Source organism: Streptomyces celluloflavus (assembly GCA_000720995.1).
GTDB lineage: Bacteria > Actinomycetota > Actinomycetes > Streptomycetales > Streptomycetaceae > Streptomyces > Streptomyces celluloflavus.
In genome coordinates this window covers 263235-285221 of record JOEL01000004.1, presented here as the reverse complement: position 1 = coordinate 285221, position 21987 = coordinate 263235, and the positions used below count along the sequence as shown (strand labels likewise).

General features: G+C 72.4%; 20 protein-coding genes. 11 read left to right on the top strand and 9 right to left on the bottom strand.

Annotated elements, in window-relative coordinates; all coding sequences use genetic code 11:
• Nucleotides 1-45: 45 nt before the first annotated feature.
• From IH09_RS06345 to IH09_RS06325, 5 genes are all read right to left on the bottom strand, one after another.
• Nucleotides 46-987, bottom strand: a complete 942-nt coding sequence (locus IH09_RS06345) for a thioredoxin domain-containing protein (protein ID WP_052854889.1) — start codon at nt 985-987, stop codon at nt 46-48.
• A 60-nt stretch (nt 988-1047) separates the two neighbouring features.
• A complete protein-coding gene (locus tag IH09_RS06340) occupies nt 1048-1770 on the bottom strand; it encodes a hypothetical protein (protein WP_172451260.1) in 723 nt (240 codons plus the stop codon).
• A 129-nt stretch (nt 1771-1899) separates the two neighbouring features.
• Complete coding sequence (locus IH09_RS06335; RefSeq protein ID WP_052854885.1) at nt 1900-2742, bottom strand: thioredoxin domain-containing protein; 843 nt, start codon at nt 2740-2742, stop codon at nt 1900-1902.
• Between the two features lie 107 nt (nt 2743-2849).
• Nucleotides 2850-3509 (bottom strand): hypothetical protein, encoded by a 660-nt coding sequence (locus IH09_RS06330; RefSeq protein WP_052854883.1) that lies wholly within the window; start codon nt 3507-3509, stop codon nt 2850-2852.
• 148 nt (nt 3510-3657) lie between these two features.
• Entirely contained in the window at nt 3658-5046 is a 1389-nt protein-coding gene (locus IH09_RS06325) for a DUF2252 domain-containing protein (RefSeq protein WP_052854880.1), read from the bottom strand.
• Nucleotides 5047-5376: 330 nt separating this feature from the next.
• Between IH09_RS06325 and dnaE the strand changes: the two genes are divergently transcribed.
• On the top strand, nt 5377-8925 hold the full coding sequence (gene dnaE / locus IH09_RS06320; protein ID WP_052854878.1) for a DNA polymerase III subunit alpha: 3549 nt from the start codon (nt 5377-5379) through the stop codon (nt 8923-8925).
• Nucleotides 8926-9180: 255 nt separating this feature from the next.
• Here dnaE and IH09_RS06315 read toward each other — a convergent pair whose 3' ends face one another.
• Nucleotides 9181-9354 (bottom strand): hypothetical protein, encoded by a 174-nt coding sequence (locus IH09_RS06315; protein WP_172451262.1) that lies wholly within the window; start codon nt 9352-9354, stop codon nt 9181-9183.
• A gap of 273 nt (nt 9355-9627) precedes the next feature.
• On the opposite strand from IH09_RS06315, the gene IH09_RS06310 reads away from it, so the two are divergent.
• The 4 genes from IH09_RS06310 (at nt 9628) to IH09_RS06295 (ending at nt 13776) form a co-directional block, all read left to right on the top strand.
• Nucleotides 9628-10926 carry an NYN domain-containing protein gene (locus IH09_RS06310; RefSeq protein WP_052854874.1) on the top strand — a complete coding sequence of 433 codons (1299 nt, stop codon included), beginning with the start codon at nt 9628-9630 and terminating at the stop codon, nt 10924-10926.
• Nucleotides 10927-11157: 231 nt separating this feature from the next.
• The gene (locus tag IH09_RS06305; RefSeq protein ID WP_094795683.1) at nt 11158-12090 is read left to right on the top strand and encodes an ABC transporter ATP-binding protein; all 933 of its coding nucleotides are present in this window, start codon (nt 11158-11160) and stop codon (nt 12088-12090) included.
• 124 nt (nt 12091-12214) lie between these two features.
• Nucleotides 12215-13027, top strand: coding sequence for an ABC transporter permease (locus IH09_RS06300; RefSeq protein ID WP_052855119.1), 813 nt, complete (start codon nt 12215-12217; stop codon nt 13025-13027).
• A gap of 68 nt (nt 13028-13095) precedes the next feature.
• Nucleotides 13096-13776 carry an ABC transporter permease gene (locus IH09_RS06295; RefSeq protein WP_052854869.1) on the top strand — a complete coding sequence of 227 codons (681 nt, stop codon included), beginning with the start codon at nt 13096-13098 and terminating at the stop codon, nt 13774-13776.
• Between the two features lie 394 nt (nt 13777-14170).
• On the opposite strand, the gene ybaK is transcribed toward IH09_RS06295, so the two are convergent.
• The 3 genes from ybaK to IH09_RS06280 all read right to left on the bottom strand — a co-directional run bounded on the left by ybaK (nt 14171) and on the right by IH09_RS06280 (nt 17168).
• Nucleotides 14171-14695, bottom strand: a complete 525-nt coding sequence (gene ybaK / locus IH09_RS06290) for a Cys-tRNA(Pro) deacylase (protein ID WP_052854866.1) — start codon at nt 14693-14695, stop codon at nt 14171-14173.
• 17 nt (nt 14696-14712) lie between these two features.
• Nucleotides 14713-15459, bottom strand: a complete 747-nt coding sequence (locus IH09_RS06285; protein ID WP_052854864.1) for an LON peptidase substrate-binding domain-containing protein — start codon at nt 15457-15459, stop codon at nt 14713-14715.
• A gap of 107 nt (nt 15460-15566) precedes the next feature.
• The gene (locus tag IH09_RS06280; protein WP_052854862.1) at nt 15567-17168 is read right to left on the bottom strand and encodes a hypothetical protein; all 1602 of its coding nucleotides are present in this window, start codon (nt 17166-17168) and stop codon (nt 15567-15569) included.
• Nucleotides 17169-17398: 230 nt separating this feature from the next.
• Between IH09_RS06280 and hisD the strand changes: the two genes are divergently transcribed.
• The 6 genes from hisD to priA are packed head-to-tail and all read left to right on the top strand — an operon-like array spanning nt 17399 to nt 21974.
• The gene (hisD, locus tag IH09_RS06275) at nt 17399-18721 is read left to right on the top strand and encodes a histidinol dehydrogenase (protein WP_052854860.1); all 1323 of its coding nucleotides are present in this window, start codon (nt 17399-17401) and stop codon (nt 18719-18721) included.
• Between the two features lie 8 nt (nt 18722-18729).
• A complete protein-coding gene (locus tag IH09_RS06270) occupies nt 18730-19863 on the top strand; it encodes a histidinol-phosphate transaminase (RefSeq protein ID WP_052854858.1) in 1134 nt (377 codons plus the stop codon).
• Nucleotides 19860-20453 carry an imidazoleglycerol-phosphate dehydratase HisB gene (hisB, locus tag IH09_RS06265; protein ID WP_052854856.1) on the top strand — a complete coding sequence of 198 codons (594 nt, stop codon included), beginning with the start codon at nt 19860-19862 and terminating at the stop codon, nt 20451-20453. The genes IH09_RS06270 and hisB overlap by 4 nt, the downstream gene beginning before the upstream one ends.
• Nucleotides 20450-20614 (top strand): hypothetical protein, encoded by a 165-nt coding sequence (locus IH09_RS38810; protein WP_052854854.1) that lies wholly within the window; start codon nt 20450-20452, stop codon nt 20612-20614. The genes hisB and IH09_RS38810 overlap by 4 nt, the downstream gene beginning before the upstream one ends.
• Complete coding sequence (hisH, locus tag IH09_RS06255; protein WP_052854853.1) at nt 20605-21252, top strand: imidazole glycerol phosphate synthase subunit HisH; 648 nt, start codon at nt 20605-20607, stop codon at nt 21250-21252. Before IH09_RS38810 ends, hisH begins: the two co-directional genes overlap by 10 nt.
• Entirely contained in the window at nt 21252-21974 is a 723-nt protein-coding gene (gene priA / locus IH09_RS06250) for a bifunctional 1-(5-phosphoribosyl)-5-((5-phosphoribosylamino)methylideneamino)imidazole-4-carboxamide isomerase/phosphoribosylanthranilate isomerase PriA (RefSeq protein ID WP_052854851.1), read from the top strand. The genes hisH and priA overlap by 1 nt, the downstream gene beginning before the upstream one ends.
• Nucleotides 21975-21987: the final 13 nt, after the last annotated feature.

The following is a 21987-nucleotide window of genomic DNA, read 5'->3' as shown; positions in this document are numbered from 1 at the left end:
GGGAGCGCGCCCGCCCGTTTCCCCGTACGGCACCCGCGGTGCGCTCTACCGGGTCGGCTCGCCCTCGCGGATCCCCTTCCCGCCGCCGCTCTCCTTGTCCTTGGCGCCGTCCTTGCCGCCGTTCTTGTCCGCGTCCGGAGCGGTCCCCTTCGCCGGGCCGAACTCCTTGTCGATCATCTTCTTGAAGTTGGCCTGCGCGAGCTGGTTGTACTGCTCCTGCGTCATCTGCTGCTGCGGCACCTCGGGAATCACCAGCTTCTTGTCACCGTGCATGAAGGTCGGCGTGCCCTTGACCCCCTTGCGGCCGAACAGCGCGGTCATCTCCGTCACCCAGCGGTTGTAGGTGCCCTGCTCGACCGCCGTCTCGAACGCCTTGTTGTTCTTCAGGGCCGGTACCTCGGCGGCGACCTTGAGCAGTTCGGCGTTCTTGCCGTAGACGTCCTCGCGCTCATCGGGGTGGTACTTGGCGGAGTACAGCGCCGCCTTGTACTTCAGGAAGGCGTCCTGGCTGATGTTCAGCGCCGCGCCGAGCGCGTTCAGCGCCTTCTTGGAGCCCTCGCCGCCGCCCATGCCGTCGATGAAGGTGTACATGGTGAAGCGGACCTTGTACCGGCCGTCCTCGATGTCCTTGAGCAGGGCCGGGCCGGTGCTCTGCTCGAACGCCGCGCACGCCGGGCAGCGCACGTCCTCGAAGACCTCCAGGGTCTCCTTGGCGTTCTTGTCGCCGATCAGGATCTCGGTGCCGTTCTCGCCCTGGGTGTGCGCCGGTGCGACGAGCTTGGCCTCCTTGGCGGCCTCCCAGCCGGTGGGCTCGTTCGCCTTCAGCACGGCGTAACCGATCCCGCCGGCGATCGCCAGGACGCCGACCACCGCGCCCGCCACGACGAGTTGGCGGCGCACCTTCTCCTTCTTCTTCTGCTGCTCGCGCTCGGCGCGCAGCCGCTCGCGCGCTGCCTGCTTGTTGGCCTGGTTGTTGCGGTTGCTCATGGGTGTGTCCCGGTCCCCTCGGTGCTGCGGCGGGCTGACGCCGACTCTCGTACGGACTGCTCAGACGGCGGCGGGGCGGTGGTGGCGCCCCTGCCGTGCGGGCGCGGGGGGCGGGCCGCGGCGCTGTACGCAGTGCACGAGGTGGGGCCGCGGGCGGGCCGGGGCCACGGGGTGCGGGGGCCGGATCCGGCGGCGGGGCGGGGGAGGCGCGGCGGCGTCCGCGCGCGGCAGCGGCCGGAACGCGAACGCGGCCACCGCGCGCAGCAGCCGGTCCAGTGCGGCGTCCCCGCGGTGCAGCCAGGCGGCGGCGAGCAGCCCGACCGCCAGATGCGCGGCGAGCAGCAGCCAGGGGGCGGCCGCCGGTACGGCGGGCGGCAGCGGGCCGCCCGGATGGGCGGCCACCCGGGCCAGCGGAGTGCCCAGCTCACCGCCCCGGCAGAGCAGTTCGACGCCGACCGCGCGCAGCGGGCCGGTGACCGGGCCGCCGGCCGGTCCGTAACAGGTGTGCTGCCCGGCGGTGAAGACGGTGTCGGCGGCCAGCTCCAGCGGTATCAGGAGGGCGGCGATCCGCCCGTAGCCGCGCTCCCGGCCGGCCAGTGCGTACGCCGCGGTGAAGACGGCGGCGCAGCTCGCGGCGACCGTCGCGGGCGGTAACGGGGCGCGCGAGAGCAGGACGTGGGAGGCGGCGGACAGGGTGACGCAGAGCGCGGTGAACAGCGCGGCCCGCACCATCCTGAGGTGCACCGCCGGCCGGGCCATCGGGCGCACTCCCGTCCCCTGCATGCCGGGAGTCTGCCATGAACACGACGGAAGGCCGGGTCAAGATTTGGCATCGGCCGGCGCGCGGATCGCACGCCGGCCGGGAATGCCGCGGTCAGCCGTGCCCGGCGGCCGGCCGGGCACGGCGGGGGGTCAGGACTTCAGGGCCTTGTCGACCATCGAGTTGAAGGCGTCCAGCGTGGCCGGGGCGACCTTGCCCCGTTCGCCGTCGGTGCCCAGCACCGTGCCGTTCATCTTGATCGTCGGGGTGCTGGTGACGTCCTTGACCGCGTTGAACGCGTCGGATATCTCCAGCGCCCACCGGTCGTACGTACCGTCCTTGACGGCCTTCTGGAAGGCGGCGTTGCCCTTGAGGGCCGGGACGGTGTCGGCGACCTTGAGCAGGTAGCTGTTGTCGGCGAACTTGTCCGGGCCGGTCTCCTCCGGGTGGTACTCCTTCGAGTACAGCGCCTCCTTGTACTTCAGGAAGGCGTCCGGGCCGACGTTGAGCGAGGCACCCAGCGCGCTCAGCGCGTCCTTGGAACCGGTGCCCTTGAGCATGCCGTCCAGGAAGGTGCCCACGTGGAAGGACGCCTTGTACTTGCCGTCCTTGACGTCCTTCTGGATCTGCTCCCCGACGTTCTGCTCGAAGTTGGCGCAGCCGGGGCAGCGCGGGTCCTCGAAGACCTCCAGGGTGTTCTTGGCGTCCGCCTTGCCGATGACGACCTCGGTGCCCTTGTCACCGGCGGTGTTGGCGGGCTTGACGAGCGTGGCCTTCGCGGCCTTCGCCCAGGCGTCGCCGCTGCCGCCGGAGCTGTCGTCGCCCGAGTTGGCGACCGCCACGCCGATACCGCCGGCTATCGCGAGGACCGCGACGATCGCGCCGCCGACCGTCAGCTGCCGACGGGTCCGGTCCTTCTTCGCCTGCCGCTCGCGCTCGGCGCGCAGCCGCTCGCGCGCTGCCTGCTTGTTGGCCTGGTTGTTGCGGTTGCTCATGGCTGTACCTGCTCCGTGGGAAATCCGTGGGAAGGGGGTGCGTGCTGTCGGGAGGCGTACGCGCGCCTTACGGGTGCGTGCGTACGCGCGCTGCGCGGGCCGGGGCCTCAGGCAGCGAGCGCGCAGGGCGGTCCACGGCGCACGACACAGTGCACGAGCAGGGGGGCGGTGCCGGTGGCCGGAACGGCCCCCACGGGAGCGGGCACCGGGCGGCGCGGGGCGAGCGCCCGGCCGACGACCGCGACGGCGATCAGCAGCGGCCGGAAGGCGAAACCGGCCACCGCGCCCAGCAGCTGCGCCAGCGCGGCCTCGCCGCGGCGCAGCCAGGCGGCCGCCAGCAGCCCGATGAGCAGATGCGCCACGAGCAGCAGCAGCCAGGTCGAGGCGGGTGCGGCGTCGTTCCCGGACAGCTGGGTCAGCGGGGAGCCGACCGAGCCGCCGCCGCAGAGCAGATCCACGCCCAGCGAGCGCAGCGCGCCGGTGACCGGGCCGCCGGCCGGTCCGTAGCAGGTGTGCTGGCCGATGCTGAAGACGGTGTCGGCGGCCAGCTCCAGGGGGAGCAGCAGCGCGGCGATCCGCCAGTAGCCGCGCTCCCGGCCGGCCAGTGCGTAGGCGAGCGCGTACACGGCGAGGGAGAGGGCGGCGACGGTGGTCACCGGCAGCGGCATACGGGACAGCAGCACATGGGACGCCGAGGACAGCGTCACGCACAGCGCCGTGAAGAGCGCTGCGCGCAGTGCCCGCAGGTGTGCCGCCGAGATGTCCATTGGTGCGAGTGTGCCATGGGCCGGGATAAGTGCCGCCTAAGGGGCTTCGGGGCGGAACATCCCGCGAATCCGCCCGGTGGGACCGGCTACGGTGCCTCGGCCGCGCCGGGGCGCTCCGGGCACACCGGCGCGGCCGAGCGGCGCGGCCTCACACGCCGGGGATCCGGCCGTCGCGGAAGAGGTCCACGAAGATCTCGTGGTCGCGGCGGGCACGCGCGCCGTAGGAGTGCGCGAAGTCCACCAGCACCGTGGCGAAGCCCTCCTCGTCGGCCGCGATGGCCGCGTCGATGGCGCGCTCGGCCGAGAACGGCACCAGCGCGTGGCCGTCGCCGGCCGGCACGGCGTGCAGGGCCGCCGTGACCCGGCCCAGGTCGGCCACCACCGCCGAGATCTCCGCCGGGTCGTCGAGCTCCGACCAGTCCAGACCGACCGCGTACGGGGAGAGCTCGGTGACCAGATGGCCCGCGCCGTCCAGCTCGGTCCAGCCCAGCCACGGGTCGGCGTGCGCCTGCAGCGCACGCTGCGCGACGGCGGTGCGGTGCCCCTCGTGCCGGAAGTGGCCGCGGACCCGGGGGCCGGTGAGGTGCCGCGCGACGGCCGGGGTCCGCGCCTGCCGCAGGGAGATCACCACATCGCTCTCCAGGGCGTCGCTGCCGCCCTCCAGGAGGATGTCGTAGGAGGGAGTTCCGGCCGGGCCGGTGCCGTGCCGGCCCACCACGTCCTTGACGCGGTACGCGTCCGGGTGGGCCAGGCTCGACTCGGGCAGCGTCTCCAGATAGCCGTCGAAGGCCGCCAGGACCTTGTAGCGCGCGGCCGCGTCCAGCTCGATGGTCCCGGCGCCGGCCGAGAACCGCCGCTCGAAGTCGCGGACCTCCGTCACCGTCTCCAGCAGCCCGCCCCGGGTGCGCGCACGGGCCGCGCGCAGCGTGTCCAGCAGCGGGCCCTCGGCGGTGTCGAGGGTGAGCGGCGGCAGCTCGTCGCGGCCGGGGCGCCTCGCGTCGGCGGCCAGCGCGTGGATCCGCTCGCGGTAGGCGGCGGCGTACGTCCGCACCAGGCCGGTGATCTGCGCGTCGCTGAGCGCCTTGGCGTGGCCGAGCAGCGCGACGGAGGCGGCGAACCGCTGGAGGTCCCAGAGGAAGGGCCCGACGTACGCCTCGTCGAAGCCGTCGGCGTGGAAGACCAGCCGGCCCGTGGCGTCCAGGTACGTGCCGAACGCCCCGGCGTGCAGATCGCCGTGGATCCACACCCGGCTGGTCCGCTCGTCCAGATACCGGCCGGGGTACGGGACGGCCGCGGGGACACCGGCCGCCCCCTCCTTCTCGTCCCGCCGCGCTCCGTCCCCGGCCGCCAGATCGCGGTAGAACAGGCAGGCCGTGCCCCGGTAGAAGTCGGCGGCGGAGGCGGCCATCTTCCGGAGCCTGCCCCGCAGGGCCGCGGGGTCGGCGGCGAGCGGCTCCGCGAACGCGGTGTCGAAGACGGCGAGGATCTGCTCGCCGCGCCGCGCGGCGTCCGGTGCCGGGGCGTGCTGGGACGACATCGCTGAGTGCCTCCTGAAGAACGGCAGCGGAGAGGTGGCGGAGACCGGCGCCGGATCGCGGCCCCCGGAGCGGCCGCGGAGGCCGGCCGGGGAGACATATCACCGGGATCCGTCGCCGGGATCCGTCACGGACAACGGGCGGGACCCCGCGGGAGTGCCCCTCCCGGGCCGCTGGTCCGATGTCTCCCGGCGCCCTCCGGCGTCGCCCCGGTGCCGCCTTGGGATCGCCTCGGTTGTCACTGGGGAGTCGTAGACTTCGAAACCGTCTCACCCACCTCCCCCGCCCCGCTGGGAGGTGCCCCGCCGACCGTTTCCCGGAGGTCTTCCGCCGTGGCCAAGCCGCCCTTCACGCACCTGCACGTCCATACCCAGTACTCGCTGCTGGACGGTGCCGCGCGGCTGAAGGACATGTTCAACGCGTGCAACGAAATGGGCATGTCGCATATCGCGATGACCGACCACGGCAACCTCCACGGCGCCTACGACTTCTTCCACCAGGCGAAAAAGGCGGGCGTCACCCCGATCATCGGCATCGAGGCGTATGTCGCCCCCGAGTCCCGCCGCAACAAGCGGCGCATCCAGTGGGGCCAGCCGCACCAGAAGCGCGACGACGTCTCCGGTTCCGGTGGTTACACCCACAAGACGATCTGGGCGGCCAACCGGACCGGTCTGCACAACCTCTTCCGGCTCTCCTCCGACGCGTACGCCGAGGGCTGGCTGACGAAGTGGCCCCGGATGGACAAGGAGACCATCGCCCAGTGGTCGGAGGGGCTGATCGCCTCCACCGGCTGCCCGTCCGGCGAGGTGCAGACCCGGCTGCGGCTCGGCCAGTTCGACGAGGCGGTGCAGGCGGCCTCCGACTACAAGGACATCTTCGGCGAGGGCCGGTACTTCCTGGAGCTGATGGACCACGGCATCGAGATCGAGCGCCGGGTGCGCGACGGTCTGCTGGAGATCGGCAAGAAGCTCGGCATCCCGCCGCTGGTCACCAACGACTCGCACTACACCTACGCGAACGAGTCCACCGCGCACGACGCCCTGCTGTGCATCCAGACCGGCAAGAACCTCTCCGACCCGGACCGCTTCCGCTTCGACGGCACCGGCTACTACCTCAAGTCGACGGACGAGATGTACGCCATCGACTCCTCCGACGCCTGGCAGGAGGGGTGCGCCAACACCCTCCTGGTCGCCCAGCAGATCAACAACGACGGCTGGTTCGACAAGCGCGACCTGATGCCGAAGTTCGAGGTGCCCGAGGGGTTCAGCGAGGTCACCTGGTTCCAGGAGGAGGTCCGGGTCGGCATGGCCCGCCGCTTCCCGAACGGGGTCCCCGAGGACCGCCAGAAGCAGGCCGAGTACGAGATGGACATCATCATCCAGATGGGGTTCCCCGGCTACTTCCTGGTGGTCGCCGACTTCATCATGTGGGCGAAGAACAACGGCATCGCGGTCGGCCCCGGCCGTGGCTCCGCGGCCGGCTCGATCGTCTCGTACGCCATGGGCATCACCGACCTCGACCCCATCGAGCACGGGCTGATCTTCGAGCGGTTCCTCAACCCCGAGCGCATCTCCATGCCCGATGTCGACATCGACTTCGACGAGCGCAGGCGCGTCGAGGTGATCCGGTACGTGACGGAGAAGTACGGCGCCGACAAGGTCGCCATGATCGGCACGTACGGCACCATCAAGGCCAAGAACGCCATCAAGGACTCCGCGCGCGTCCTGGGCTACCCGTACGCGATGGGCGACCGCCTCACCAAGGCGATGCCCGCCGACGTCCTCGGCAAGGGCATCGACCTCAACGGCATCACCGACCCCAAGCACCCGCGCTACAGCGAGGCGGGCGAGATCCGGGGGATGTACGAGAACGAACCGGACGTCAAGAAGGTCATCGACACCGCCAAGGGCGTCGAGGGCCTGGTCCGGCAGATGGGTGTGCACGCGGCCGGCGTGATCATGTCCAGCGAGACCATCACCGACCACGTCCCGGTCTGGGTGCGGCACACCGACGGCGTGACGATCACGCAGTGGGACTACCCCAGCTGTGAGTCGCTCGGCCTGCTGAAGATGGACTTCCTGGGCCTGCGCAACCTCACGATCATGGACGACGCCGTCAAGATGGTGAAGGCCAACAAGGGCGTCGACCTCGACCTCCTCTCCATCCCGCTGGACGACCCCAAGACCTACGAACTGCTCCAGCGCGGCGACACCCTCGGTGTCTTCCAGTTCGACGGCGGCCCGATGCGCTCGCTGCTGCGGCTGATGAAGCCCGACAACTTCGAGGACATTTCCGCCGTCTCGGCCCTGTACCGGCCGGGCCCGATGGGCATGAACTCGCACACCAACTACGCGCTGCGCAAGAACGGCCAGCAGGAGATCACCCCGATCCACCCGGAGCTGGAGGAGCCGCTCAAGGAGGTCCTCGGCCTCACCCACGGCCTGATCGTCTACCAGGAGCAGGTGCAGAAGGCCGCGCAGATCGTCGCCGGCTACACCCTCGGCGAGGCCGACGTGCTGCGCCGCGTCATGGGCAAGAAGAAGAAGGAGGAGCTGGACAAGAACTTCGTGCTCTTCCAGGCCGGCGCGAAGAAGAAGGGCTTCTCGGACGCGGCGATCCAGGCCCTGTGGGACGTCCTGGTCCCCTTCGCCGGCTACGCCTTCAACAAGGCGCACTCCTCCGCGTACGGCCTGGTCACCTACTGGACCGCGTATCTGAAGGCCAACTACCCGGCCGAGTACATGTCCGGACTGCTCACCTCGGTGCGCGACGACAAGGACAAGTCGGCGGTCTATCTGAACGAATGCCGCCGCATGGGCATCAAGGTGCTGCCGCCGAACGTCAACGAGTCGGAGGCGAACTTCGCCGCCCAGGGCGACGATGTGATCCTCTTCGGCCTCACCGCGGTCCGCAACGTCGGCCAGAACGTCGTCGATTCGATCATCCGCTGCCGCAAGTCCAAGGGGAAGTACGCCTCCTTCCCCGACTACCTCGACAAGGTCGACGCGGTCGCCTGCAACAAGCGCACCACCGAATCGCTGATCAAGGCCGGTGCCTTCGACGAGATGGGCCACACCCGCAAGGGGCTGACGGCGCACTACGAGTCGATGATCGACAACGTCGTCCAGGTCAAGCGCAAGGAGGCCGAGGGGCAGTTCGACCTCTTCGGCGGCATGGGCGACGGCTCCGACGACGGCTCCGACGGCCCCGGCTTCGGGCTCGACGTGGAGTTCTCGGACATCGAGTGGGACAAGGCGTACCTCCTCGCCCAGGAGCGCGAGATGCTCGGCCTCTACGTCTCCGACCACCCGCTCTTCGGGCTGGAGCACGTCCTGTCCGACAAGGCGGACGCGGCCATCGCCCAGCTGACCGGCGGCGACTACTCGGACGGCTCCATCGTCACCATCGGCGGCATCATCTCCGGCCTCCAGCGCAAGATGACCAAACAGGGCAACGCCTGGGCCATCGCCACCGTCGAGGACCTCGCCGGCTCCATCGACTGCATGTTCTTCCCGGCGACCTACCAGCTGGTGTCGACCCAACTTGTCGAGGACACCGTGGTGTTCGTCAAGGGACGGCTCGACAAGCGGGAGGACATCCCGCGGCTGGTCGCGATGGAGATGATGGTCCCCGACCTCTCCGAGGCGGGCGCGAACGCGCCGGTCACGATCATCATCCCGACGGTCAAGGTCACCCCGCCGATGGTCGAGAAGCTCGGTGAGGTGCTCAGCAGCCACCGCGGCTCCACGGAGGTGCGGATCAAGCTCCTGGGGGCCCGCAAGACCACCGTGCTCCGGCTGGACCGGCACCGGGTCACGCCCGACCCGTCGCTGTTCGGCGATCTCAAGGTGCTGCTCGGCCCGTCCTGCCTGGCGGGCTGAGCCCCGGCGGCGACGGTTCGGACGCCGCCCGCGCCCCGGCGAGGGTGGCCCCGCTCCGGCGGCGGTGGCCTCGCCCGGCCACGGCGGTGATGTACCCGAACGGGTAACAACCGTGGGGCGCGGCGGCCCCCTGCGCGAACAGCGTGTACAGCGCAACTGAAACTCGTATGAGGGACGGCCGACGGCCGGCCGCGGTGCCCGGACCGAGGGGCGCGCCCGCACCGGGCGCGCCCCTCAACTCGTGGGTGGGATGCGTCAGTTGTGACCGAAGCGCCGCTGGTGCTTGCGGGCGACGTCCGCCGGAGTGCCCTGGGCCGACTGCTGCGGCTGGGATATCGCGTCGAGGGACGATTGCTGGGACTGCTCGTGACCGCGCTCGGCCGGACCGGCCTTCTGCTGCTTATTTCGGTCTTTCTTGTGCTTGGCCATGATCATGCCTCCTGAGGGGGGATCCTGAGATCGGGGCCGGGACCAGACTTACACGCCGGACAAGACGCCGCATTTTGGGCAATTACCGTGGGTGATGCGGGAGGTCACGCAAACCACCCGGGATCCCCGCCGAATCCGCCACGCCGATGATCGAGTTCGGGCAGATAACCCCCGTACGGTCGGGCAGACTCCAAGGAAAGCCGAAGGAAACTCGTGCCACAGGCCGAGCCGGGGGGCGACCGGACTTCAGCACCTCAGGGAAGAGGGTGGAACGTGGATCGCTGCGTCGTCCTGGTGGACGCCGGATATTTGCTCGGCGCCGCCGCGAGTCTGCTCGCCGGAGAGCCTGCCCGGTCCCGGATCACCGTCGATCACGCCGCCCTCATCCAGGGCCTGCGGCAGCGGGCCGAGGCCGATACGGAACGGCCGTTGCTGCGGATCTACTGGTTCGACGGCGCCCCCGACCGCGTCCCGCAGCCCGAGCACCGCCGGCTCCGCGTCATGTCGCGCGTCACCGTCCGGCTCGGCGCCCTGACCCGCAGCGACGGACGCTGGGCGCAGAAGGGCGTGGACGCCGCCATGCACGCCGAGCTGACCGAACTCGCCCGCAACCGCGCCTGCTCCGACATCGTCCTCGTCACCGGCGACGGCGATCTGCTGCCCGGTCTGATGTCGGCGAAGGAGCACGGCGTCGCCGTCCACCTGTGGGCCGTCCAGGCCGCGGACGGCGACTACAACCAGTCCGAGGACCTGGTCGCGGAGGCCGACGAACGGCGGGTGCTGGACCGGGCCTGGATCACCCGGGCGGTACGCGCCAAGGAGATCGGCGGCCCCTGCGCACCGCCCCCCGTACCGCGCCCCGAGATCGCCGCGATCCTCTCCGCGCCGCTGCCGGAGTCCGCGGTCGCCGCCGCGGCCGCCGCCGTCACCGGGGCGGACACCGCCGACCACGGTCACGAACGCCGCAACGGTGCGAACGGTACGGCGCGTCCCGAGAACACCGACGACACCGAGGCGGACGAGAACTCCGGCGCCGCCGGCCCCAGGGTCGTCCCCACGCCCAAGGATCTGGCCGGGCTGAGCCGGACCCACGCCGCGGGTCCGGGAGCGGCCGCCCCGGCGACCGGCGGCCAGCAGGTGCCCGCGCCCAGCGCCACCCTGCGCTGGTCCTCCGACAAGGGGTGGGTCGAGCGCGGTGGCCCGGCGGGCGAACCGTCCGAGACCGCCTCCCTGCCGACCCTCGCCCAGCTGACCAGCGCCGAGCAGCGCTGGGCCGACCGCGAGGAGGACATCACGGCCGTCAGCGGCGATCCCTTCGAGGTCGGCCAGGTCTTCGCCCGGCGCTGGACCGAGCGGCTCTCCGGCACGGCGCATCTCCAGCAGCTCTCCGTGGAGTACCCGCGTATCCCGCACCGCATCGACGGCGAACTGCTCCGCTACGCCGCCCGGTTCGGCCTGCTCGCCCACAAGGACGACCAGATCGACGAGCATGACCGCTATGCGATCCGGGCCGGATTCTGGCGCGAGGTCGACCAGCGCACCGCCGCCGAGCGCACACCGGCCGGGGACTGACGGCCCGCATCCGGCCGCCGGCCGCGCGGGGCGGGCCCGCCGTACCCCGCCCGCGCGCCCTCGTCCGTCCCCTTCCCGCGGCATGCCCCCGGCCCCGTGCCGCCCCTGCCCCGCGGGCCGGGGGCGGTACGGGGCCGCGTACCCTCATAGCTCGTGAGAACGGGCGCAAAACAGGTGGAGCGCGGCGCGACGGTGTGCGCCGTACGGGACCTGGTCAAGACGTACCCCGCGATGCGCGGGCGCCGCGGGGCGGCACAGGCGCCGGCGGTACGCGCCAGCGACGGCATCAGCCTCGAAGTACGGCGCGGCGAGATCTTCGGGCTGCTCGGCCCCAACGGCGCCGGCAAGTCCACCCTGGTGCGCCAGCTGACGGGACTGCTGCGACCGGACTCCGGCAGCGTCTCCGTGCTCGGCCACGACCTGGTGCGCCACCCGGAGCGGGCCGCGCGGCTGCTCGGCTATCTGGGCCAGGAGTCCACCGCGCTGGACGAGATGACCGTCGCGCTCGCCGTGGAGACCACCGGCCGGCTGCGCGGACTGACCGCGCGCGAGGCACGGGACCGGCGGGACGCGGTCGTCGGTGAACTGGGCCTCGCGGACATCGCGGGCCGCGCCCTGAAGAAACTCTCCGGCGGGCAGCGGCGGCTGGCGTGCTTCGCGGCCGTGCTGATCGGCGAGCGGCCGCTGCTGGTACTGGACGAGCCGACCACCGGTATGGATCCCGTCGCGCGGCGCGCGGTGTGGGCCGCGGTGGACCGGCGCCGGGCCGAGCGGGGTACCACCGTGGTGCTGGTGACGCACAACGTGCTGGAGGCCGAGAGCGTGCTGGACCGGGTCGCGGTGATCGACCGGGGACGGGTCATCGCCTGTGACTCACCGGGCGGGCTGAAGGAACTGGTGGGGGAGGAGATCCGGCTGGAACTGGTGTGGCGGGATCGGCCGCCCCTGGACGTCCCCGAGGTCGCCGCCCTCGCCGCCACCGCCCGCGCGGCCGGCCGCCGCTGGACCCTCCGGCTGCCCGCCGGGCAGGCCCGCGCCGCCGTCTCGGCCGTCACCGCGGGCCCCGCCTTCGCCGCCCTGGACGATTTCACCCTCGCCACGCCCAGCCTGGAGGACGTGTATCTGGCGCTCGGCGGGCGCGGGGAAGGGCTGGTCAAGGGGTGAGGCGGGGGAGCGCGGCGGCCGCGGGGGGCGACCGCACGGCGCCGGGCATGGCGGGTACGGGGGCGTACCGAAGACGTACCGAGGAAGGCGTGGTGGCAGCGTGAGTGTGGTTCCCGCGGAGGCGGTGGCCGGGACCGAGGAGGGCACCCCGGATCCCGGGGCGTGGCCCGAGGACGGCCCGGCCGCCCCGCTGGGGCCGCGCGCCCGCCTGTTCCCCGCGCTGGGCGCCGTCTACCGCGCCCAGCTCTCGCGGGCCCGGGTCGCCCGGATCCCCCTGCTCTTCGTCGCCACCTTCCAGTCCGTCGGGATCATGATCCTGATGCGCGGGGTGGTCGACGGCGGCGACGAGGCGCGGGCCGTGGTGTCCGGGGCCAGTGTGCTGGTCGTCGCCTTCGTGGCACTCAACCTGCTGGCGCAGTACTTCGGGCAGCTGCGGGCCGGTGGCGGGCTCGACCATTACGCGACGCTGCCCGTGCCGCCGGCCGCGGTGGTGCTCGGGGCGGCCGGCGCGTACGCCTCGTTCACCGTGCCCGGCACGGTCGTCACCGCCGTCACCGGCTGTCTGCTCTTCCAGCTGCCGATGGCCAACCTGTGGATACTGGCCGCCGTGATCCCGCTGGCCGGTGCGGCGCTCGCCGGCCTCGGCGCCGCCCTCGGACTGCTCGCCCCCCGTCCGGAACTGGCCACTCTCTGTGGCCAGTTGGGCATGTCGGCGGCCCTGCTGCTGGGCGTACTGCCGGCCGGCCGGCTGCCCGCGCCGATCGGTTACGCCCGGGATCTGCTGCCCTCGACGTACGGGGTGGAGGCGCTGGGGCGGAGCTTCGACGCCCGCCCCGACTGGTGGGCGATCGGCGCCGACCTGGGCGTTTGTGCGGCCGTCGGCGTGCTCTCGCTGGCCGTCGCGGCCTGGGCGTACCGCCGGGCGGCGGTCCGGTGACCGGGCCGACAGGCCCGAACGGGCGTCCTGCTGCTGGCGGCACGGCGCCGACCTGGCACGATGACAAGGTGACCGCACCGCTGACGCCACGCGACGACCAACCGCCCGAAGAGCCGCACAACCCCTGGGCCGCGCCCGCCACCGGGGGAGCCACGGCCGACCCCGGCGCGTACGGGGCCGCGGAACACGGCGGCCTCGGCGGCCCCGGATTCCGCCGCGAGCTGATCGAGGGCGCCGTGCTCGCGCTCGTCCTGGCGGTCAGCGGTGTGCTGCTCGGTGTGCTGTGGGCGTGGCTGGCGCCGCATATCCCGCTGATCGCGGACACCCGCAACGTCTACCTCAAGAACGCCGAGGGCGAGGAGGCGATCGGCGCGGACGGCACGTTCGCGCTGCTGTCCCTCGGTCTCGGGGCGCTCAGCACCGCCGTGGTCTTCCTCTTCCGCCGGCGGGGCGGGCTTCCGCTGGTGGCGGCGCTGGTCGTCGGCGGGCTGCTCGCCGCGGTGGTGGGCTGGCTGACGGGCATGTGGCTGGGCCCCACGCCGGATGTCGTCGCCCACGCCAAGGAGGTCGGCACCGGGGTGACGTTCTACGGCCCGCTGCGGCTCCAGAGCAAGGTCCTGCTGCTGGCCTGGCCGACCGCCGCGATGGTGGTGCAGATCGTGCTGACCGGGCTGTTCGGGCCGCGCGACCCGGAGGAGCCGCCCATGGTGCCGGACTGGTCCGGCCACCTGGAACAGCCGGAGCGGTGACGACGGCCGGGCCCGGTGCCCGGTCCGTGACGGCCGGTCCGTAACATCCGGCCGGCGGGTGCCACGGGCCGGAGCCGTCCGGCAGATCCCCGGTGCCTCAGGACGGCCGGCGTCCGTGGTTGGCCCGGCGCTTCCTGATGCGCCACTTCCGCTTGCGGGTCCTCTTCGACATGGCGTACCTCCACCCCGGTCGTAGCCGAGGAGGCGCCCGCCGTAAAGGCTTCGGGCGGGCCCGCGGCCGCCGTACGGCGCCGTTCGCGGCTGTTCTCGGCCAGGCCCGCCCGGCTGCCCGGGGCCCGGCCGCCACGACCGGTCCCGTGACCCGGTCCGAATCCCTGGCCCCGAAACCCCGGCCCCGTGACCCCGGCCCCGTGCCCCGGATCTCGCCCCGGGCTCAGCCGCGGGCGATCGGTGCCAGCCGCGCGCCGGTCAGCGCGACCAGATCGGCGGGGGACAGTTCGACCTCCAGCCCGCGCCGGCCCGCCGAGACGCAGACCGTCGGCCGGCCCTCGGCCGATGCGTCCACCACCGTCCGCAGCCGCTTGCGCTGGCCGAGCGGCGAGATGCCGCCGAGGACGTACCCCGTGCTCCGCTCGGCCGCCGCCGGATCGGCCATCGCGGCCCGCTTGCCGCCCACCGCGGCCGCCAGTGCCTTGAGGTCCAGGGAGCCGGAGACCGGGACCACCGCGACGGTCAGGGTGCCGTCCACCTCCGCCAGCAGGGTCTTGAACACCTGCTCCGGCGCGACGCCGAGCGCCTCGGCGGCCTCCTCGCCGTACGAGGCGGCGGCCGGGTCGTGCTCGTACGCGTGCACCGTGAAAGCGACACCGGAGGCGGTGAGCGCGACGGTCGCCGGGGTGCCGCCGGCGCCGGACCGCGACGGCTCGTGCTTCGCCTGCTTCTTCGACTTCTTCGACAACTCGGGAGCGCCTCGCGTCAGTTGGGGCTGGTCGGCTGCCGGGTCAGATTCACCGCCGGCAGCGACGGGAGCTTACCGAGCAGCGCCGACTCCTGGCGAAGGAGTTTCAGCTCCTGGGTGAGCCGGGCCGCGGTGTCCGCCGCCTCCAGCAGCCGCTGCTTGGCGGGGATGTCCAGCACGGCCGCGGCGGCCACGAGATAGGAGAGCACGGCCGGGTCGGCGGGCAGGTCCTGCCCGGTGGACAGGGTGCGTTCGTTCGCCCAGGCCAGCCGCTTCTGATAGGTGCGGAAGGCCCGTACGACGCCCGCGGCGAGCGCCCCCGCGCCGGCCCCCTCGCCCTCCTCCAGCTCCACCGCCTCGCCCGTCAGATACGGGCCCGAGGTGTCCACCGACAGCAGCCGGAAGCGGCGGGTGCCGGTCGCCAGTACCTCGTAGCCGCTGTCGTCGGCCGACGACTTGGCGCGGATGGTCGCCGCGTCCGCGATGCAGCCCACCGGATGGAAGGCCCGCATCGGGTCGTCGCCGAAGCCCGCCGTGGGGCCTTCGGCGGCGGGCAGGGCGGCGTCCGGCATACCGTGCGCGGTCGGGGCGACCTCATGCCCGTCCCGGATCGCGATCACGCCGAACCGGCGGTCGTCCTCGGGCCTGGCGGCCAGGTCGCGCATCATCGCCCGGTACCGCGCCTCGAAGACGTTCAGCGGGAGCACGAGTCCCGGGAACAGCACCGAGTTCAGCGGGAAGAGCGGCAGGCGCACGGAGGTCACAGTCGGCAAGCCTAGAGCCTGCGGCCCCGGGCGCCCCGCACGGGCCGGTACGCGGAGCGCGAACGGCGGGCCGGGGCCCGCGGCGCTCCGCCCCGGCCCGCCGTCCGCTACTGCCGCCGCAGCAGCCGGGACGCGCCCGCCGCGACCGTCGTGGCCAGCACCCATCCGGCGAGGATCAGCACCGCCGCCACCCACTGGGCGCCGCCGGCCGGCTTCCAGGCGGTGCCCTGGTTGAGATCGACCACCGGCAGCAGCAGATCCAGGGCGTAGAGATACGGGTTCCAGACCGGGGCCTCCTCCGGTTTGAGCGGGGGCGGCGGGGACCCGGCGAAATAGGCCGCGCCGATCGCCCACAGGATGGCCATCCACACCGCGGCCCGGCCGGGGCGGTAGCCGTACGCCACCGTCCAGTCCTGGAGGAAGCCCCACGCCTTCCCCGCCAGAGGGAGCGTCTCGCGGCGGCGGCGCTGCTTGGCCAGCAGCACCTCCCGGGCGTCGGCGTCCTCACCGCTGCGGCGCAGCGCGGCGGCGAGCATCTCGTACGGTTCGGGTGCGTACTCGGGGGTCGCCGCCGCCACCCAGCGCAGCCGCACGGTGAGCGGGAAACGGCCGTGCGGGACCAGCGTCTCGTAGGCGAAACCGGCCATCCACAGCCCGCCGAGCCCCGGCCAGCTCGCCGATCTGTCGACGAGGGTGACCACCCGGGCGCCGGAGAGGACCACCCGGCCGCGCTGCGGGCGCTCGCCGAGGAACCGCAGCTCGGGCGTCTGGATGCGGCGCAGCGACAGCTCCTGGTCGGACTCCATGACGAAGCGGGCGTCCTCCAGGTCGATCGCGTCGCCGAACCGCCCGTCGTCCAGCCGCATCCCGCCCTCGCACTCGAAGCGCTGCATGCGGGTGCCGCGGGAGGGGGTGTGCGCGATGCCGTACGGGGGCGTGACGCCGCTGGAGAACGGGGAGTTCGCCAGGCCCGCGGCCGTCAGATAGAGGGTGCGCTCGACGGTCAGCTGCGGGGCGTTCAGCGCGCGGCGGCCGAACGGGTTGCTCAGCCGGCTGCCGCGCAGGCTGAGCGTGACGCCGACCGTGGCGCCGCGCAGCGACAGCTCGCCGTAGGACTCGATCATCTCGGCCTGGAGGTCCTGGGCGACGGTCATACCGTCCGCCATGATCGACCGGCCCTGCCGGTCCTTGTGCACCACGATCTGGTTGAGCAGCAGGTCCGTGCCTATCTGGGCGTCCGTGAGCCGGACGCCGGACTGCACCACGCAGCGCGGCAGATGCAGATCGCCCTCGGTGTGCAGCCGGGCCGCCTCCACCCGGGGGATCGCGCAGTTCACCAGCCGCAGGGTCGTGAACCGGCTCTCGGGCAGGACCAGCTCCGCCTCGAAGCGGCAGTCGCGCAGCTCCACGAATGGCTTGATCGTGCCGCCCGCGAGGTCGAGGGTGTCCGTGATGTACGCGCCGGTGAGCTTGAGCGCGGCGACCCGGCCCGGCTGGGCGTGCGGGCTTTCGAGCAGCAGCAGGGCCACGACGCGGGCCCGCACCCGGCGCTCCGGCCCCCACAGATGCTGTCCGTGCGGATCGTCCCGGGCCGGATCGCCCACGTGCAGCTCGCAGGTGCTGCCGTTGCGGAACGCCTGCCACATGCTCCATTCCGCCGAGGTCAGCCGCAGGTCCGCGGGCGCGTCGCCGTCCTCGTGCTCGGTCACGTGAGCTCCCCCTTCCCGTCGCCGTACGTCTGTACGGGTGCCATGCCCGGTGGTGACCGTCTGAACACGCGCGGTGAGGGTCAACTCCGGTCAACTTCCGATGGTCCGGACACCTGGCCGGAATTGGCCTGGTCCGGACGGTTCCGGCCGCCGTCCGGACCGGACCGCGCCGCGTACCACTGAGTGATACGGCCGCTCGGGCCCGAGAACCGGTCTGAGACACTGGGACTGTGATCTCCCGAATCGATCTGCGCGGTGACGCCCTCCCCGAGGGCGGCGCCCTGCGCGACCTGCTGCCCCGTGCCGAGTTCGACGTGGAAGCCGCCCTGGAGAAGGTGCGGCCCATCTGCGAGGACGTACGCCATCGCGGCACCGCGGCGCTGATCGACTACGCGCGGCGGTTCGACGGCGTCGACATCGAGCGGGTACGGGTACCGGCCGAGGCGCTCGACCGCGCCCTCCAGGAGCTGGATCCGGCCGTCCGGGCCGCCCTGGAGGAGTCCATCCGGCGCGCCCGGATCGTCCACCGCGAGCAGCGCCGTACGGACACCACCACCCGGGTCGTGCCCGGCGGCACGGTCACCGAGCGCTGGGTGCCCGTCGAGCGGGTCGGCCTGTACGTCCCCGGCGGCCTGGCCGTCTACCCCTCCTCCGTCGTGATGAACGTCGTCCCGGCCCAGGAGGCCGGGGTCGCGGGCATCGCCGTCACCTCCCCGCCGCAGAAGGAGTTCGGCGGTCTGCCGCACCCGACGATCCTCGCCGCCTGCGCCCTCCTCGGCGTCGACGAGGTCTACGCCGCCGGCGGCGCCCAGGCCATCGCGATGTTCGCGTACGGCACCGATGAATGCCCGCCGGTCAATCTCGTCACCGGCCCCGGCAACATCTTCGTCGCCTCCGCCAAGCGCCTGCTCAAGGGCCGGATCGGCATCGACGCCGAGGCCGGGCCCACCGAGATCGCGATCCTCGCGGACGCCACCGCCGACCCCGAGCACGTCGCCGCCGACCTGATCAGCCAGGCCGAGCACGACACCCTCGCCGCGGCCGTCCTGGTCACCGACTCCACCGAGCTCGCCGAGGCCACCGAGGCCGCGCTGAAGCGGCAGGCCGACGCCACCAAGCACACCGAACGCATCACCACGGCGCTGGCCGGCCGGCAGTCCGCGATCGTCCTCGTCGACGGCGTCGACGCGGGCCTGAAGGTCGTGGACGCCTACGGCGCCGAACACCTGGAGATCCAGACCGCCGACGCCGCCGCCGTCGCCGCCCGGGTCCGCAACGCCGGCGCGGTCTTCGTCGGCCCGTACGCCCCCGTCTCGCTCGGCGACTACTGCGCCGGCTCCAACCACGTCCTGCCGACCGGCGGCTGCGCCTGCCACTCCTCGGGCCTGTCCGTGCAGTCCTTCCTGCGCGGCATCCATGTCGTGGACTACTCCCGCGACGCGCTGGCCGAGGTCGCCCACCATGTGGTGACCCTCGCCGAGGCCGAGGATCTGCCGGCCCATGGCGCCGCGCTGAAGGCCAGGTTCGACTGGAAGGTCCCGCAGAGCAAGTGAGCAGGCACGTGACCGGCATCGACGATCTCCCCATCCGCGACGAGCTCCGCGGCAAGTCCCCGTACGGCGCCCCGCAGCTCGACGTCCCCGTACGGCTGAACACCAACGAGAACCCCTACCCGCTGCCCGAACCGCTGGTGCGGCGGATCGCCGAGCGGGTCACCGAGGCCGCCCGGCACCTCAACCGCTACCCCGACCGGGACGCCGTCGAGCTGCGCACCGCGCTCGCCGCGTACCTCACCCGCACCGGCGGCCACCCCGTCACCGCCACCCAGGTCTGGGCCGCCAACGGCTCCAACGAGATCATCCAGCAGCTGCTCCAGACCTTCGGCGGCCCCGGCCGCACGGCCCTCGGCTTCGAACCGTCGTACTCCATGCACGCGCTGATCTCGCGCGGTACGGGCACCGGCTGGATCTCCGGACCGCGCGGCGACGACTTCACGATCGACGTGGCGGCGGCCACCGCCGAGATCGCCGCGCACCGGCCCGACGTGGTCTTCGTCTGCTCGCCGAACAACCCCACCGGCACCGCCGTCGAGGCCGACACCGTCCTCGCGCTGTACGAGGCGGCGCAGGCCGCCCGTGCCGACGGCGCCGGGGCGCTGGTCGTCGTGGACGAGGCGTACGGCGAGTTCAGCCACCGCCCCTCACTGCTGCCGCTGATCGAGGGCCGGCCGAATCTGGTCGTCTCCCGGACCATGTCCAAGGCGTTCGGCGCCGCCGGGCTGCGGCTCGGCTATCTGGCCGCCGACCCCGCGGTGGTCGACGCCGTCCAGCTCGTCCGGCTCCCGTACCACCTCTCGTCCGTCACCCAGGCCACCGCGCTCGCCGCCCTGGAGCACACCGACACCCTGCTGAAGTACGTCGAACAGCTCAAGGCCGAACGGGACCGCCTGGTCACCGAGCTGCGCGCCATCGGCTGCGAGGTCGTCACCTCCGACGCCAACTTCGTCCAGTTCGGCCGCTTCGACGACGCGCACGCCGCCTGGCAGGCGATCCTCGACCACGGCGTGCTGGTCCGGGACAACGGCGTACCGGGCTGGCTGCGGGTCACCGCGGGCACCCCGGCCGAGAACGACGCGTTCCTCGACGCGGTGCGCACGCTCTTCAAAGAACGCAGCCTGAAGGAGAACAAGCGATGACCCGCGTTGGGCGCGTGGAGCGCACCACCAAGGAGACGGCGGTGCTGGTCGAGATCGACCTCGACGGCACCGGACAGGTCGATGTGTCGACCGGGGTCGGCTTCTACGACCACATGCTCGACCAGCTCGGCCGGCACGGCCTCTTCGACCTGCGGGTCAAGACCGACGGCGATCTGCACATCGACACCCACCACACCATCGAGGACACCGCCCTCGCGCTCGGCGCCGCCTTCAAGCAGGCCCTCGGCGACAAGGTCGGCATCTACCGCTTCGGCAACTGCACCGTTCCGCTGGACGAGTCGCTCGCCCAGGTCACGGTGGACCTCTCCGGCCGCCCGTACCTGGTGCACACCGAGCCGGAGTCGATGGCGCCGATGATCGGCAGCTACGACACGACGATGACCCGGCACATCTTCGAGTCCTTCGTCGCGCAGGCCCAGATCGCCCTGCACATCCACGTGCCGTACGGCCGCAACGCCCACCACATCGTGGAGTGCCAGTTCAAGGCGCTGGCCCGTGCCCTGCGCTACGCCAGCGAACGCGACCCGCGCGCGGCCGGTATCCTCCCCTCCACGAAGGGCGCGCTGTGAACGGCCTGTCGACCGTCTTCATCCTCGTCGGCCTCTTCCTCCTCGGCGGCGTCTACTCCTTCTGGAAGCAGAAGCTGCCCAAGAGCGTGGTCGTGCTGCTCGCCATCGGCTCCGCGATGTGCCTGACCGCCGGTGTGCTGCGGCTGGAGGTATGGAATTGACCGCCGCGAAGAAGGTCGTCGTCCTCGACTACGGCTTCGGCAACATCCGCTCCGCCGAGCGCGCCCTCGACCGCGTCGGCGCCGAGGTGGAGATCACCCGGGACTACGACCGGGCGATGAACGCCGACGGCCTGCTGGTCCCCGGCGTGGGCGCGTTCGCCGCCTGTATGCGGGGGCTGCGGGACGTCCGTGGTGACTGGATCGTGGGGCGCCGGCTCTCCGGCGGCCGCCCCGTCATGGGCATCTGCGTCGGCATGCAGATCCTCTTCGGCCGTGGTATCGAGCACGGCGTGGAGACCGAGGGCCTGGACGAGTGGCCCGGCACGGTCGGCCCGCTCAAGGCCGACGTCGTCCCGCACATGGGCTGGAACACCGTCGAGGCCCCCGCGGACTCGCGGCTCTTCGCCGGGCTGGACGCCGACGCCCGCTACTACTTCGTGCACTCCTACGCGGTGCACGACTGGGAGCTGGAGACCGGCAACCGGAACATGACCGCGCCGAAGGTCACCTGGGCCACGCACGGCGAGCCGTTCGTGGCCGCGGTCGAGAACGGCCCGCTGTGGGCCACCCAGTTCCACCCCGAGAAGTCCGGCGACGCCGGTGCCCAGCTGCTGACGAACTGGATTGAGACGCTCTGATGACGAAGCTCGAACTGCTCCCCGCCGTGGACGTCCGCGAGGGCCAGGCCGTCCGCCTCGTCCACGGCGAGTCCGGATCCGAGACGTCCTACGGCGACCCGCTCCAGGCGGCCCTGGCCTGGCAGCGCGCGGGCGCCGAATGGCTGCACCTGGTGGACCTCGACGCGGCCTTCGGCACCGGCGACAACCGGGCGCGGATCGCCGAGGTCGCCGCCTCCATGGACATCAAGGTCGAGCTGTCCGGCGGTATCCGCGACGACGCGTCGCTGGCCGCGGCGCTCGCCACCGGCTGCCGCCGGGTCAACCTCGGCACCGCGGCGCTGGAGACCCCCGAGTGGGTCGCCAAGGTCATCGCCGAACACGGCGACAAGATCGCGGTCGGCCTGGACGTCCGCGGCACCACCCTGCGCGGCCGCGGCTGGACCCGCGACGGCGGCGACCTCTACGAGACGCTGACCCGCCTGGACGCCGAGGGCTGCGCCCGCTACGTCGTCACCGACATCAACAAGGACGGCACCCTCCAGGGCCCCAACCTGGAGCTGCTCAGGAACGTCTGCGCGGCCACCGACCGGCCCGTCGTCGCCTCCGGCGGCGTCTCCTCGCTTGACGATCTCCGGGCGCTTGCGACCCTGGTACCGGAGGGTGTCGAAGGCGCGATCGTCGGCAAGGCGCTGTACGCGAAGGCGTTCACCCTGGAAGAGGCGCTGGCGGCAGTGTCGTAGGGCGTAACCGAAA

What these genes read in the sequence shown, in the direction of transcription:
- IH09_RS06340 (WP_172451260.1), bottom strand. Translation starts at nt 1,770, where the DNA reads ATGCAGGGGACGGGAGTGCGCCCGATGGCCCGGCCGGCGGTGCACCTC.
- IH09_RS06315 (WP_172451262.1), bottom strand. Translation starts at nt 9,354, where the DNA reads ATGGCCAAGCACAAGAAAGACCGAAATAAGCAGCAGAAGGCCGGTCCG.
- hisB (WP_052854856.1), top strand. Translation starts at nt 19,860, where the DNA reads ATGACCCGCGTTGGGCGCGTGGAGCGCACCACCAAGGAGACGGCGGTG.
- hisH (WP_052854853.1), top strand. Translation starts at nt 20,605, where the DNA reads ATGGAATTGACCGCCGCGAAGAAGGTCGTCGTCCTCGACTACGGCTTC.
- IH09_RS06325 (WP_052854880.1), bottom strand. Translation starts at nt 5,046, where the DNA reads ATGTCGTCCCAGCACGCCCCGGCACCGGACGCCGCGCGGCGCGGCGAG.
- IH09_RS06335 (WP_052854885.1), bottom strand. Translation starts at nt 2,742, where the DNA reads ATGAGCAACCGCAACAACCAGGCCAACAAGCAGGCAGCGCGCGAGCGG.
- IH09_RS06330 (WP_052854883.1), bottom strand. Translation starts at nt 3,509, where the DNA reads ATGGACATCTCGGCGGCACACCTGCGGGCACTGCGCGCAGCGCTCTTC.
- priA (WP_052854851.1), top strand. Translation starts at nt 21,252, where the DNA reads ATGACGAAGCTCGAACTGCTCCCCGCCGTGGACGTCCGCGAGGGCCAG.
- IH09_RS06345 (WP_052854889.1), bottom strand. Translation starts at nt 987, where the DNA reads ATGAGCAACCGCAACAACCAGGCCAACAAGCAGGCAGCGCGCGAGCGG.
- IH09_RS06305 (WP_094795683.1), top strand. Translation starts at nt 11,158, where the DNA reads ATGCGCGGGCGCCGCGGGGCGGCACAGGCGCCGGCGGTACGCGCCAGC.